Raw genomic sequence first — 14,827 nt, 5'->3', positions numbered from 1 at the left:
CGGATCAAGTTCAGTTAGTCTACCCCCACCACACACATATCAACGGAGCCCGCATGGATTTTCAATACAGCCAGAAAGTACAGGATCTGCAACAGCGTCTGATCGCGTTCATGGACGCGCATATTTATCCGAATGAGCAGGCTTTTTTTGACGAGGTGGCGGCCAACCGGGCTGCGGGTAATGCGTGGATACCGACCCGTGTGGTGGAGTCGCTCAAAGAAAAAGCGCGTGAAGCGGGTTTGTGGAATTTGTTCTTGCCAGAATCAGGTCATGGCGCAGGATTGACGAATCTGGAATACGCACCGTTGTGTGAAATCATGGGGCGGGTAGTCTGGGCACCCGAAGTATTCAATTGTTCGGCACCGGATACCGGCAATATGGAAGTGCTGGCGCGCTATGGCACGCCGGAACAGCAGGCGCAATGGCTGCAGCCTTTATTACGCGGCGAGATACGCTCTTGCTTTGCCATGACAGAGCCTGCCGTTGCTTCCTCAGATGCGACCAATATTGAAGCATCGATCCGCAAAGACGGTGACAGCTACGTTATCAATGGCCGTAAATGGTGGTCCTCGGGCGCGAATGATCCGCGCTGTCAGGTCTTTATTTTCATGGGTAAGAGTGATCCGGATAACGCTGACCGTCATCAGCAGCAATCCATGATCATCGTGCCACGTGATACGCCGGGCGTACGCATATTGCGCGCCTTGCCGGTGTTTGGTTATGACGATGCGCCGCATGGTCATGGCGAAGTCTTGTTCGAGAACGTGCGCGTACCGGCTGCCAATATGCTGTTGGGTGAGGGACGTGGTTTTGAAATCGCACAGGGACGTCTGGGACCGGGCCGCATCCATCATTGCATGCGCCTGATCGGACTGGCAGAACGCGCATTGGAGAAAATGTGTCAGCGTGCGGTCACGCGGGTCGCGTTTGGCAAACGGGTGGCCGAGCAGACCGTGACGCTGGAACGTATCGCTGAATCCCGCATCCTGATTGATCAGGCGCGCTTCCTGGTACTGAATGCGGCGCAGATGATGGATACCGTAGGCAATAAAGCAGCAGCGAAAGAAATTGCCATGATTAAAGTGGCCGCACCAAATATGGCTTGCCAGGTGATTGATTGGGCGATACAGGTACATGGCGGCGGCGGGGTATCCGATGATTTTGGCCTGGCCTATGCCTATGCCCAGGCCAGAACCTTACGCCTGGCCGATGGCCCGGATGAAGTGCACCGCAATCAGATCGGCAAAATGGAATTGAAAAAGTATCTGCCTGCCCGTCCGCATTGATGCCTTACCGCTTGTCGGGCTCTGTGGCCTGCGATCTGTGTTAGCGGGCCATGTAATACCGTGCGTCTGCTGCTAATACCAGCTGGAGTCGCGCCAGCCACCGGTCTGGAATCAGGTCGCAGTTTTCAGGCTTTTTTAGTCGTATGTGCAGGGCAACAGCGCGCAAGCTGCGCGCTGTTGTCCTGCTGATGCAATGTGCTAAAGATAGGGCGGCATACCAGTTATCTTTTTCTGGAGAAATGTTGCATTATGTTCTAGTATGCAGGCAAATTATTTCCCTCAATAAGGTTTGCCCGTGTACCAAACTCAGCTTCAGACGCAGACTCCCCCCGCTGCGCGCGCGGGTGCGACAGTGCCGGTTTGCCGTGTGTTGATCCTGACTTTCGCCTATTGGGAGGGTTTGTCGCGACTGCCCGCCGTGTTGCATCAGGCTGGCTGCGAAGTCAGCGTATTTGGGCCTCCTGCAAATTATCCTGCCTTGTCGCGCTATGTCACGCGCCGTACTTCGGTCGCCGGGGATATGGATCAGTTGCTGGATAATTTGCAGCAGTATCTGGCGCAAGCTCAGCATCAGGCAGACTGGATCGTGATAGGCGACGATCCCTTATTGTATGCACTGGAAAAACGTCAGCATCAAAGCTGGGTGCAGCATGTGCTGCGTCATTGCATCGCGCCGGATAAACTGGGGTTTGCGACTTCTAAGATACAGTTTCTGCAAGCCTGTCAGGCCGCTGACATCCGGGTTCCTGCATTTCAGATCTGCCATACCATGCAGGACTTGCAGCAGGCTGCACAGCGCTTTGGGTTTCCGCTGGTACTCAAAGAGGCGCAAGGTTATGCGGGACTGGCGGTGCGCATCATTCACACTATGGAGCAGTGCGCTCAGATCGATCTGAGCCATGCCTGGATTGCGCAGGAATTCATCACTGGCCGTTTGCTGAGTGCATCTGCCGTGTTCCGTCATGGCCAGCTACTGAGTCTGTTTTCTTATTTCCGTAGCCGCACCTGGGGTGAGCTGGGACCTTCGGCTGCGATACAGTTTCAGTCCTTTCCGGGGCTGGATGACATCGTCCAGCGTAGTGGCAGGCTGTCCGGTTTTCATGGATTGTGTGGCTTTGATCTGATACAGCAAGACAGTAGCGGCGCATTGTATTTGCTGGAACAGAATTTTCGTCCCACGCTGACGCTGGATCTGGGGCGGTTGGCCGGGGTGGATGTGGTCGCAGCTATTCAGCGCATGCTGGCAGATGACCCGGTCAGCGAAGAGTGGCGCCAGTCTGCACAGAATACTCAGCATAAAGCGGTGATTCCCTTGTTTCCGCAAGATGTATTTCGTGCTGTGGATAGTGGTGATGTGGCGGGTTTGCTGCGCTGGTTATGGGACCCACGTTACTGGCCTTATCTGCGCTGGCATGAGCCACGCATTGCCTTGCGTAACTGGCGCCATGTGGTGGCGAAACTGCGACTACGTATCCGGCGTCGCTTGCCGTTTAACGCTGCATAAAAAAAGCTGACCTCTTTGCAGAGGCCAGCTTTTTTGCTGAGTTATTTCAGTTTCAGAGTTTCTGACTCAGGGTGCTGTGCACAGACAATGCGTCAGTGCGGTGTACCCATTGCTACCCTTGTTGACTTCATTGAGCCAGCTGAAATCATTTGCGATCTGCTGAGCCGCAGCCGGTGTGATACCAGTTGGTACCAGCGCGACTTTAAACTGATCGTGCAGGAGTTTCGCAGTTTGCGCACCCAGCAGTTCAAACAGCTTATCGACACGTGACATTTCCGGTTCCACATAACTGATGCGATAGTCGCTCAGCTTGGCACGTTTGGCTGCAGTCAGCAGCGCATCGTTATAGCTGCCGGTACGGTCGATCAGGCCACGTTCTTTCGCCTGGGTGCCGGTCCAGACCCGGCCTTGCGCTACTTCATCGATTTTCTCAGGCGTGGTTTTACGTGCAGCCGCAGCCTTGCCGGTAAAGTCGCTGTAGATATGATTGATACTGCTTTGTACCAGCTCAGCAAACTTAGGATTGAGCGGGCGCAGCGGATTGTAAGGCTCAGCCAGCCAGGTGGTGGTGGTGCCCGCAGTATGTACGCCTAACTTGTCGATTGCTTTTTCTGCAGTCGGCAAAATCGCGAACACGCCGATAGAACCGGTAATCGTCGCTTCATCCGCAATCACTTCGTCGGAAGACATAGAAACCCAGTAGCCGCCCGATGCTGCCACGTTACCCATAGAAATCACGACTGGCTTACCGGCTTTACGGGTCAGTTCCAGTTCACGGCGGATCAGCTCAGAGCCAAACGCGCTGCCACCTGGTGAGTTCACGCGCAATACCAGCGCTTTGACAGAGTCATCTTCACGTGCTTTACGGATCAGCGAGGAAGTCGACAAACCACCGATAGAGCCAGCAGGCGCCTTGCCTTCGCTGATTTCACCTTCAGCCACGATCACACCGACGGCATCACCAAACAGCTTAGGTTTTTGCAGCGCCAGGTAGTCATCAAAGCCAATTTGACGGAAGCTCTTGTTGTGCGCATCACGCGGCGCAAATTTGTACATGTGTTCACGCAGTTCATCGCGCGTTTTCAGACCATCCACCAGCTTCATATTGATTGCCATCTTGGCTGCATCATCGCCCGCAGCTTTCATCAGCTCCGGCAACTGATCAATACCGGCATTGATACTGCCTGCCGCTAATTTACGGGATTGCTCCACGTTGTCGGTATAAGTTTTCCACATGGCGTTATACAGGAAAGCCTCCGCTTCGCTGGCAGCTGGTGAAGGACCGTTGGCGATATACGGTTCGGCAAAACTTTTATAGGTGCCGACTTTCAGTAAATTCACGGTCACGCCTACTTTATCGAGTGCATCACGGTAGTAATTGCGATAGCCACCGAAGCCGGTAATCATCACATTCCCCATAGGATGCAAGTAGATTTCATTGGCATGCGAAGCCAGGAAATACTGGCGTTGATCGAAATGCGAGCCCCAGGCAATCACGGTCTTGCCACTGGCTTTGAAACGGTCCAGTGCTGCGCCGACTTCACGCAGCATGGCCAGGCCAGAGCCGCCCATATCATCCAGCAGCAGCACGGCGCTGCTGATCTTAGGATCTTTCGCCGCATTATCGAGCACGCTCAGGATGTCACGCAGCTGGGTCGATTTTTTTGCACCTGCCCCCTGAGCTTCCGCCAGCAAAGCATCACGTGCATTGCCGGTATGCTGTTCTACCAATGCACCTTTGAAGTCCAGTATCAGTGCGGTTTTTTCTTCCAGCTTTCTGGGGCCACCGGAAAACATGCTGATTACGATGCTGATTAATATCAGCAACAACAGTAAATTCAGAATAATACGGCGACCGGTATCAAGGGCACTCCAAAGATAACGGAAACCGGTTGCGATCCAGCGAAATGGGGTAATACGCATAGTTGCTCCTTGTGTTATTCAGGCCAGATTGCTTGCAGTATCTGAGTCAGATGCGCGCCCGCACGGACCAGTGCATCATCCTTCAGGTTGGACATGGTTTTTTCATATTCCAGCGGCAGTGCGATAGACCAGCTATTGCCGCGCTGGTTAGGCGTACTCTTACTGAACTGGGTGCCGTCAAACAGCTTTCTGGCATCGCGTATGGCGTCATTGGCCCACAATACCGGCAACTGATCGAGCGGTGCTTTCGCCACTGCATAGGCCTTGGCTTTTTTGCTCAAGGCCTCATTCATTTTGCCGCGTTTGTAATTGAACGGTACGTCATCCCACAGTGAATGCAAATTGCCGCAAGGGCATTGCAGTGCATTGCCGCCCACGGTGTTGGAGCCACGGTCATACTCGCCGCTATCCGGATCGATGACTTTACCCTCTGCATTCAGAAAAACTGAGCCTACGTGTAAAGGCTGGTGGATGTCGCCTACATAATGCACTAACAGCGCCAGGGCCTCTTCTTTGTCTTTGAATGAAAATGGTTTTGGCGCTGCTTTACCTTGCAATACCAGTACTGCAGCGCGTATGGCTTGTACTACATCGTGATCGCTGGTGCCGACATAACCGGTCTTATACTGATCGTGCTGAATCGCGACGTCGGCATAGTGGTATTGCTTATGGCAGGTCTCTTCATCAAACGCAGGATTGCAGGCGGTGTTATTCCGTTTGACGTAATCCGCCATCGCTGCAATACCGGCAGCTGTTTCGAAAGGTGCACATTCCGGATAGCGTCCGGTTGAGGTGTAAGCAAAGTCTTTTTCCGGTGCGATGCCTTTCACGCAATCGCCCCAGACCGCGACTTTCTCCAGCGTGTTGTTACCCAAAATGGCTTTCACCTGGGCGCCGGCCTTGGTGCCCGCCAGCAGATTGTCTGCTACTGCGCCTATGCTTTGGTGGCCATCCGCACCCCAGGCAAAACTCAGTTGTGGAAAGGCAGTTGCGGCCATGAATACCGCAGAGATGAATATTTTTTTCATTTGTAATCAAAAGCTATATTAAATTTCCTGCCACTGGCGCTTAGCGTATTAAGCAGGGAGAGTTGAGCTGAAGCGAATTGGTCTGGTTAGGAGTGTCTGTCGGCCAGTCGTTCAGCGTTGCGGAATTTGACCAGTATTAGCGCCTGATCGTTCCGTGCTTTGCATTTTAAATTCCGTTAGCCTTAAAAAGGCTGGCTGTATTGCTGCTTTGATCTGAGCTTCCGGTTTGCGCAGCCAGTCAAGGTTTTGCATGGTGATGGTCCAGGCTTCTTCAGTATTAGCAGGGCGATAGTCCAGCCGGTATTGGACAGGCAGCGAAATTCCTTCGGCATTCTGCGTAAACTCGATCTGCGCCGTCGAGTCCTGCTCCTGTGCTGTCACACGCAGCGGACGACCGCTGGCTTTGTCGACTATCGTCGTCAATACATAGTTGACTGCCTTGGTCACTATCTTACATTCGTAGACTGAAGTAGCAGGATCTGCTGCCGCAAGCTTGATCGGTTTCGGCTGAGGGCAGTCAGCCAATATCAGTTCCGGATGATTGGCGATGGCGCTGCTGAGATGGATGCTACGCAGTTGCTGACTGTCAGCCCTTTCATCCATTTTGCGTACCGGCTCCCCATCCTTCCAGCTTTCTAATCTGGCAGTTGGTACCAGATCAGCCTGCTCTTTCCAGCGCTTGCCACTGGATTGGTAGGCAGAAGTGATTGTGCCGGCTACCCAACCTGTGCTGGCACGCAGGTATTGCTGGGTATTCTGCCACAGCGCATCTGCCTTGACTGGTTCAGCGGCCAATGCAGATGCAGTCTGTGTGATACCTGCAAGTGTCAGTGCGTACAGCGTCGCTATTCTTTTCATTTAACGCCTCTTTTGATTTTATTTTTCATGACAAATGCAAACCTGTCCCGGCAAAGGCAGCTTTAACTCAGGATCATGCACAGTGCCCTTGATCGTAACAGTTTTGCGTAAGTCCTATTGTTAATAAATCCGGTTTGTCCAATGCTGGTATGACTAAGTTTTTCGCCGCAAAATATCGCATCGGCAATAATACCAGAGCTGGATATTGGCATCTGTTCAATCTGCTTAGGGCTTACCCAAAATCGCCCCAGCTGCGTTATGGCTCTTTGTCGAATTATGTGTACTGCCCGCGTCGCCATGCCTTGCCGGAACAATTTTGCGTAAGTCCTACTGGTGTCGTTTCTTATCATTGCATCATGAGTCGACTTGATGGGCGATACCCGTTAAAATGATGGGTTTTCCTTCCAATTTGCGGCACCTGTCATGACTACCATCAACGAATCCCCGGACGACGCGATACTGAGCACGGCCACTAGCAGTGCGCCGTCAAAAAATCTGATCAACCGTGAAGTGGCCCGGCGCCGTACTTTCGGCATTATTTCTCACCCGGATGCGGGTAAAACCACACTCACAGAAAAGCTGCTGATGTTTTCCGGCGCGATTCAACTGGCCGGTACCGTCAAAGCACGTAAGAGCGGCCGTCATGCGACCTCGGACTGGATGGAAATCGAAAAGCAGCGCGGTATTTCCGTCGCTTCTTCGGTCATGCAGTTTGAATACCGCGATCACGTAGTGAACTTGCTCGATACGCCTGGTCACCAGGACTTTTCTGAAGATACCTATCGCGTGTTGACGGCGGTGGATTCGGCGCTGATGGTGATTGATGCAGCTAAAGGTGTGGAAGAGCAAACCATCAAGCTGCTCAATGTCTGCCGCATGCGCAACACACCTATCATCACTTTCGTCAACAAGATGGATCGTGAAACGCGCGATCCGCTGGAATTGCTGGATGAGCTGGAATCGGTATTGAAAATTCAATGCGCACCGGTGACCTGGCCTATCGGCATGGGTAAAAACTTCCGCGGTGTGTATCACATCCTGAACGATGAGATTCTGTTGTTTACGCCGGGTAGTGAGCGTGCTGATCAGGAATTTGAAGTCATCAAAGGCATAGACAATCCACGTTTGCAGGAGATGTTCCCACTGGAGATGGATCAGTTGAAAATGGAAGTGGAATTAGTGCATGGCGCTTCCCATCCTTTCAGTCTGGAAGACTTCCTGGCCGGTGTGCAGACTCCGGTATTCTTTGGTTCTGCGATCAATAACTTCGGTGTACGTGAAATTCTGAATGCCTTGCTGGACTGGGCACCGCCACCACGCGAGCGTGATGCTACCGTGCGCTCAGTTGAGCCAAATGAACAGCCTTTCTCAGGCTTTGTGTTCAAGATCCAGGCCAATATGGATCCGGCGCACCGCGACCGTATCGCATTTTTGCGCGTCTGTTCCGGGCGTTTCGAGCGTGGTATGAAACTCAAGCATCTGCGTCTGAACCGTGACATCAAAGTGTCCTCCGTGGTGACTTTTATGGCGTCCTCCCGTGAACAGGTGGAAGAGGCATATGCAGGCGATATCATCGGTTTGCCAAATCATGGAAACATGCAGATTGGCGACAGTTTTTCTGAAGGCGAAATGCTGCAATTTACTGGTATTCCTTACTTCGCACCTGACTTCTTCCGTACCGCGCGTATCCTGAATCCGCTCAAGATCAAGCAATTGCAAAAAGGTTTGCAGCAGTTGGGTGAAGAGGGTGCGGTGCAGGTGTTTAAGCCTGTGGTCAGCAGCGATCTGGTGCTGGGTGCGGTGGGTGTGCTGCAGTTTGAAGTGGTGGCCAGCCGTCTCAAAAATGAATATGGCGTGGATGCCGTGTTTGAAGGTACCAGCATCAGCAGCGCACGCTGGATTACCTGCGAAGATAAGAAAATGCTGGCCGATTTCGAGCGTTCATCGGCGGGTGCTAACATCGCTTATGATGCTGCCGGTAATATGGCTTATCTGGCGACTTCCGGCGTCAACCTGAAACTGACGCAGGAACGCTGGCCTGGCGTTACCTTCCATGCTACACGTGAGCATGCAGCGAAACTGAGCTGATGTTTACTCTGCAGCGTTAGCAATAAAACCGGCCTTGAGCCGGTTTTATTTTTGGCCGCGTGGTTTCAGATTCGGTGCCAGTGCCAGCGTAATCAGTCCAAGTGCAATCGGTACTGTTGCGACAAAACCCAGGTGCTTGAAACCTGCAGCGCCCAGTAATGCGCCACCGAAAAATGCGGCTACCAGCACGCTGCACAGACGTAGTTTTTCTATATTCACACCAGCCAGCTCCTGATCCGGCAACTGCTTTCGGGCACGGCGCCAGTACATCAATTTGCCTAGCTCTATGCCCAGGTCAGTGACCAGTCCGGTCACATGGGTGGTACGTATCTCTGCATTCGAAATTTTCGTGATCAGCGCATTTTGCAATCCCATCAGATAGCACAGCAAGACGGTGGTCAGCGATACCGTGACCAGCGCATGGGTCTGCAACTCTGTGCCAGTCAGGCCGAACACCAATAGCAGCGCGGCTTCCAGTAACAATACTGGCGTATAGATATAGCGCATGCGGTGATCCCGCGCGAAGTGGATCATCATGGCAGTAGTGGCGGCGCCAGCCGCGAAACTCAGCAACATGAATAAGGCTGCCAGCGCAGGCAGCCAGTGTCCCAGTACAAAATCATCCGCGGCTTCTGACAGCATGCCTGTCATGTGCGAGGTGTATTTCCCCACCGCCAGAAAACCACCTGCATTGATCGCCCCCGCTATTGCAGCCAAAGCGATACCCAGATGCAGATTCGTCCTGGCGGTGCGTTTTGGAGAGGTCAGTGCGGACAGATAGTGGAGCGGCATAATGAAGAGACTGGTAGGTGGTTTCTCATTATGCGCGACCGATATCGTAAATCCAAGTGACTCTTCAAATCCTGTGACTTAGCTCACGCCTTAAGAGTCACGATCTATCCCTTGTTCAGATAAATCAGAAAAATCGGGCAAATGAGTGAGCCCTGTTACCGGTGCTCGTTCTAAGTCTATCGGCGGGCTTTAATTTTGCGCTGTGTTTGCGATGTGAGCCCCGGGATTGCAGTAGGAATGATCCATCAAATTGCTTAATACCACTTTAAAAAATCCTGATTTTGAGAATTACAAAAATAATGAGGTATTTGCCATGCTTCTGATGGTTTTTTGCACTTGTTCTGTTGGCCGGTGGTAAGTTTTTTTTAAGCCTGTTTGATGGCTAAATGCATGAATTACTACAACTGGCGATGCTGAGTCAGCTTATATGCTGACTGTATTTAGTATGTGTAATTATTGCGGGAGAGAACAGTCGTGCTATTTCTTTTCTTGCTGGATGTGGTCTGGGTTTGTAGCGGATGTTGGGAAAAATAAACAGACCACTTTTACTTCGAAAAAATATTTTATTTGAAAATACTCTTTTAAAATATCAACTTAGCTTATTTATTTCACGCATATAATTAATACCAATACGCAGATAGGTAATACCACGTAGATACCGCTTGACAACCACTTTTGCGCTACTTAAAGTGAGACCCGTCTGAGTTTAATGTGAAATTATAAGAGGGCTTAACCCTTGAATTTCATACTGATTTCAGACCGGAGTTGCCAGTGTCTTGTGCGGGTGACTTCGGGCCAGAGCCTGAAAACGTGTGCAGCGCCTTTCAGGCTGATACGGTGAATTCTGTATTGATATCCAGCTAATTTTGTCAGGTGCTGGGTCTTAATGTCAGCCCACTTCTGTTTTGAGTGGCATTGAAGTGGATTTTTCTTGTTTGTGTGGCTGTGTTTTGTGGTAGGTGAAAAAACAGTTTGCGGATACAAAAACTGCGAGCTGGAAATCTATTTAGAAAATCTTGGGGGAGTAAATGAAACGTAATTCAACACCTGGTTTGACGCCAATCGCGTCAGCAGTTGCGCTGATGGTACTCAGTGCATCCATGTCCGCGCAGGCGCAACAGGCAGATCAGTCCAAGCCGCAAGAAGTTGTGGTGACTGGTATTCGCTCAGCTTTGCAAAGTGCGACAAATATTAAACGCAACGCCAATTCTGTGGTTGATGCCGTTTCTGCAGAAGATGTGGGTAAATTGCCGGATACAGACGTGGGCGAATCGCTGGGTCGTATTCCTGGTGTGTCGGTTGGTCGCGCATTTGGTCAGGGTGCCTCTGTTTCTGTGCGTGGCTCTGATCCGCAAATGACTTACACCACACTGAATGGTCAGACTGTCGCTTCTACCGGCTGGTATGATCAGCAGACTATAGACCGCTCTTTCAATTACTCTTTGCTGCCATCCGAACTGATAGGCGGCATGGATGTGTACAAATCCTCCCAGGCTGATCTGACCGAAGGTGGTATCGGTGGTACCGTCATCGTCAAAACACGCAAGCCTCTCGATATGGCTGCCGGTTCTGCTTTTGTCGGCGCAAAATTGGGCAAAGGTACAATCAGCGATGGTCTGAGTAAAGATCTGTCGGGTTTGTTTAGCTGGAAAAATGACGCTAACTCTTTTGGTATCCTGGTTGCTGCCGCTGGTGAAAACGGCGACTATATCCGCCGTGGTATCGAATCTGATTCACGCTGGTCTGCCGACGTGGCACCGACTACTTTTGTTCAGGAACGTAAACGTACCGCGCTGAATCTGAGCGTGCAGGCACGTCCGGTCAAGGGTCTCGATATCGGTTTGAATTACCTGAAATTGCAACTGGATGCAGATAACTCAAACACCAGCCATTACATTTTCCACGATCCTAACTGCACGACACGTAATGCAGCTGTGACTTCGGATTTCAATCCTAAAGGCGTTTGCTTAAGCAGTAATACAAGCGCAGCCAAAGCCACAGACGCTTTCCTGCAAACCTGGGCACGTACTGCAAAAATGAGTTCTGACAGCCTGACGCTGAACGGAACTTACAAAGGTGAAGGCTTTAAACTCGATGCGGTAGCTGGCACGACTAAAGCGGATGGTGGTACGTCGATGACGACTAACTATTCCTATGGTGGTGGTAATTTGCCAAAATGGACTGGTGGTGTTGATGCGACCGGTAAGCAAATTATCCTCACACCGGGATCTAATCAATCCGTAGGCCTGGGCAACTTGCCAGCCAGCGCAGGCCCTGCAGGTTCGTGGGCGACTTCTCGTGGACCTAACTCTGACAAAGAAAACTTTGCTCAGGCAGATTTGTTGCTGAATCTGGATATGGGTGCGATTTCCTCTTTCAAAACTGGCTTCCGTGCTTCTCAGCATACTTTTGAAAAAGGTACAGACCGCGCACAGTTCGCAGCAAAAACGACCGAAGTGCCAACAGCTGGCTTGTACGATGGCACCATCGCGATGGGCACCAATGGCTGGTCTTCTCCACGTCCTAACATCAGTGCAATGATGGCGAATACAACCCAGAACATCACAGGCTGGGTGCGTGAACGTGGTGGTTACGGTGTACTGAAAGAAGACAATACTGCGGCTTACGGTATGTTCAATTTCGAAAAAGACCAATGGCATGGTAACTTCGGCGCACGTTATGTACGCACTAAGGCAACTGCTGAAGGCTATAAGCTTGATGGTTCGGCAGTGGCTGCTGGCGATATCGCACAGAATGCCGGTTGGGGCAAAACTATCATCAGTCAGTCTGCTGATTACAACGATATTCTGCCTAGCCTGAATGCTGCATTTGATCTCAATAAAAACACTATCCTGCGCTTTACAGCTTCTCAGGCAATTACCCGTCCTAATTTCGATAACATGTTTATCGCGACTCAGACTGGCTTCCAGGATGCCGTAGCAGGGAATGAAACAGTGACTTACGGTAGCGTAGCCCTGAAGCCGATGAAATCCACACAGCTGGATTTGGGTGTTGAGTATTACTACGGTAAAGGTAACCTGATTTCTTTGATGTACTTCCACAAAGATATCAATAACTTCATCACCACCAACACCAAGATCAACCAAAGCATCGGTGTGGTCAGCCCTGACAGCGGTAAAGACAGCTGGACTGTGAATCAGTATGTTAATGCTGGCGGCGGTAAGATCGATGGTATCGAAGCACAGATCAACCATTCGTTTGATAATGGCTTCGGCGCAGTTGCTAACTACACACTGGCGAATGCAACAGCACCGGCCACCAGCTATCAGGATCAGCTGAACGTCTTCACTTTGTCTTCCAAGCACAATGTGAATCTGGTCGGCTACTGGGAAAATCCAACTTACTCGGCACGTCTGGCTTACAACTGGCGTTCTAAGTACATGGTTCGCGAAACTGGCTGGTACGGCAACCGTATGCACGATGCTTACGGTACGCTGGATCTGAGCCTGGGCTGGAACATCACTGACAAAGTACGTGTCGCGTTTGAAGCAACGAATCTGTTGAAAGCTGATGATGTACAGTACGGCGCAGCAGGCGTGAAAACGACCGTCAAAGATCCTCTGAAAGCCGGCTACCCAGCCTGGTCCTTCATGGGTGAAACTACGTATCGTGTCAGCGTTAGCGCTAAGTTCTGATCAGCGTAACTCTGAATGAAAATGCCCGGTGCAGACCGGGCATTTTTTTCGTCAGGGCAGAGTTTCAGTTGCTGACAGCACGCCAGAGCAAGGCTTCAGAAATCAAAAAAACTGTTTAAAGTTAACCTGCCTTGCAAAGGATTGCTGCTTAAGCTGATCGCGGGATTAATGCAGGCCGAGTGCAGCAGGCTGCCGTGGTAGATCACCAGACGGTTGAATTTGGCAGGAATCATGCCGAGAAAAGTGAATTCTGCGCTGGAGTCATCAAAATAACGTTGGGCCGGACGTCTTGCATTGATTTCTGCGTAATACACATCGAGATAATGTTCACGGTTATCTGCATTGATTTGCTGTAGCCCGGTTGCATTGTGCCGATAGAAGCCGGTACCACCATGTTTTTCGTCGCACAGATATAGCAATACGGCCATGTGATGCGGCGTACTCGCATCGAAGTGCGGCGTTCTTTGTAGTGGGCCCAGTTCTGCAGCGGGCGTGGTGGTGAGTGAAAATGCGCAGATACTTTTACGTAAACCGCTGTCTTCAGGAATTGCAAAAAACTGCTTCATCACGGGCTCCAGAAATTCAGTCAGAACCTGCGAGTAATCATCGGGCGCTTGTGCGCGTATGCCTGGATAGCCTTTTTGTTGAGCGACGCCAGGGTAAGCTTCAAATTGGCTTTGTGCTGCGATTTGCAGTAAGACGTCAGGTTGCTCCAGAAAGTCATCGATGATCAGAGCCTGATGACCTGCGATATCTACGCATTGAATATCGACCGGTTGACGGAGTGTGAAGCGGGATTTTATGGACATGATGTAGATGTGAAATCGTAACTGTTTTGCGTTTTTTAGGTCTGTTCAAGGATAGCATTTTCAGGATGGATTTGTCGTATGTGCGTGTGAATTTGTAATACCACATAGATACCGCTTGACATCCAGTTTCAGCAAAACTACAGTGCAATGATTTAGTTGATTTTCCTCACGATTTTGATGGCATATAAATGATTGCCTGGAAAAGTGGTCTTAGTCTGCCAGCGCTTAAAACCTGAAAAGCGCTTAAAACCTAAGAATCGTTTAACACCTAAGAATCGTTTAACACAGAGACACGGAGGGGGCACAGAGTTCACAGAGAAAAGCAAAGCGAGGAAAAGTAGTCTGATGCTTACGCACTTCGCCCTTTTCTTAAGCCTTTCTCCGTGTCTCTGTGTCTCTGTGTTTAAAGGTTTAAAGGTTTAAAACCTGAAAATCGTTTGACACAGAGACGCAGAGGAAAAGCAGAGAAAATCAAAGAAAAGCGAAGCGAGGAAAAGTAGTCTGATGCTTACGTACTTCGCCCTTTTCTTAAGCCTTTCTCCGTGTCTCTGTGTCTCTGTGTTTAAAGGTTTTAAGGTTTAAATGTTTAAAACCTGAAAATCGTTTGACACAGAGACACAGAGGAAAAGCAGAGAAAAGCAAAGAAAATCAAAGGAAAGCGAAGCGAGGAAAAGTAGTCTGATGCTTACGCACTTCGCCCTTTTCTTAAGCCTTTCTCAGTGTCTCTGTGTTTAAAGGTTTTAAGGTTTAAATGTTTAAAGATGTGAAGCATCTCAAATTTTCGATGGTTAAGTGCAGGAGTTCAAAGGCACGGGTATCGATCAGTTATTTTGTCTAAGAGGAGAGGTATGGATTTTTCAGATCGCCAGCAAGAGCCAGGCAA

General features: G+C 50.5%; 9 protein-coding genes. 4 read left to right on the top strand and 5 right to left on the bottom strand.

Translation table 11 applies throughout. The features are described 5' to 3' along the window. Positions 1-53 precede the first annotated feature (53 nt). Positions 54-1,286 carry an acyl-CoA dehydrogenase gene (locus EYB48_RS15550; protein WP_162021300.1) on the top strand — a complete coding sequence of 411 codons (1,233 nt, stop codon included), beginning with the start codon at positions 54-56 and terminating at the stop codon, positions 1,284-1,286. 367 nt (positions 1,287-1,653) lie between these two features. Further along, positions 1,654-2,790, top strand: a complete 1,137-nt coding sequence (locus EYB48_RS15545; protein WP_162021299.1) for an ATP-grasp domain-containing protein — start codon at positions 1,654-1,656, stop codon at positions 2,788-2,790. A 66-nt stretch (positions 2,791-2,856) separates the two neighbouring features. On the opposite strand, the gene sppA is transcribed toward EYB48_RS15545, so the two are convergent. From sppA to EYB48_RS15530, 3 genes are all read right to left on the bottom strand, one after another. Continuing rightward, complete coding sequence (gene sppA, locus EYB48_RS15540; RefSeq protein ID WP_162021298.1) at positions 2,857-4,713, bottom strand: signal peptide peptidase SppA; 1,857 nt, start codon at positions 4,711-4,713, stop codon at positions 2,857-2,859. 14 nt (positions 4,714-4,727) lie between these two features. Next, a complete protein-coding gene (locus EYB48_RS15535; RefSeq protein ID WP_162021297.1) occupies positions 4,728-5,741 on the bottom strand; it encodes a S1/P1 nuclease in 1,014 nt (337 codons plus the stop codon). Positions 5,742-5,852: 111 nt separating this feature from the next. Then, positions 5,853-6,599, bottom strand: a complete 747-nt coding sequence (locus tag EYB48_RS15530) for a hypothetical protein (RefSeq protein ID WP_162021296.1) — start codon at positions 6,597-6,599, stop codon at positions 5,853-5,855. Between the two features lie 423 nt (positions 6,600-7,022). Between EYB48_RS15530 and EYB48_RS15525 the strand changes: the two genes are divergently transcribed. Further along, the gene (locus tag EYB48_RS15525; RefSeq protein ID WP_162021295.1) at positions 7,023-8,687 is read left to right on the top strand and encodes a peptide chain release factor 3; all 1,665 of its coding nucleotides are present in this window, start codon (positions 7,023-7,025) and stop codon (positions 8,685-8,687) included. Between the two features lie 45 nt (positions 8,688-8,732). On the opposite strand, the gene EYB48_RS15520 is transcribed toward EYB48_RS15525, so the two are convergent. Next, positions 8,733-9,479, bottom strand: a complete 747-nt coding sequence (locus EYB48_RS15520) for a YoaK family protein (protein ID WP_162021294.1) — start codon at positions 9,477-9,479, stop codon at positions 8,733-8,735. A 1,028-nt stretch (positions 9,480-10,507) separates the two neighbouring features. Here EYB48_RS15520 and EYB48_RS15515 point away from each other — a divergent pair. Further along, positions 10,508-13,135 (top strand): TonB-dependent receptor, encoded by a 2,628-nt coding sequence (locus EYB48_RS15515; protein WP_162021293.1) that lies wholly within the window; start codon positions 10,508-10,510, stop codon positions 13,133-13,135. 95 nt (positions 13,136-13,230) lie between these two features. Here the strand turns inward: EYB48_RS15515 and EYB48_RS15510 are convergent, their stop codons facing one another. Beyond that, positions 13,231-13,944, bottom strand: coding sequence for a DUF6445 family protein (locus EYB48_RS15510; protein WP_202927806.1), 714 nt, complete (start codon positions 13,942-13,944; stop codon positions 13,231-13,233). Positions 13,945-14,827: the final 883 nt, after the last annotated feature.

Origin of the sequence: Cognatundibacterium crateris, from assembly GCF_010078235.1 — a bacterium.
Classification (GTDB): Bacteria; Pseudomonadota; Gammaproteobacteria; order Burkholderiales; family Burkholderiaceae_D; genus Undibacterium; species Undibacterium crateris.
This window is presented reverse-complemented; position numbering and strand designations above follow the sequence as displayed.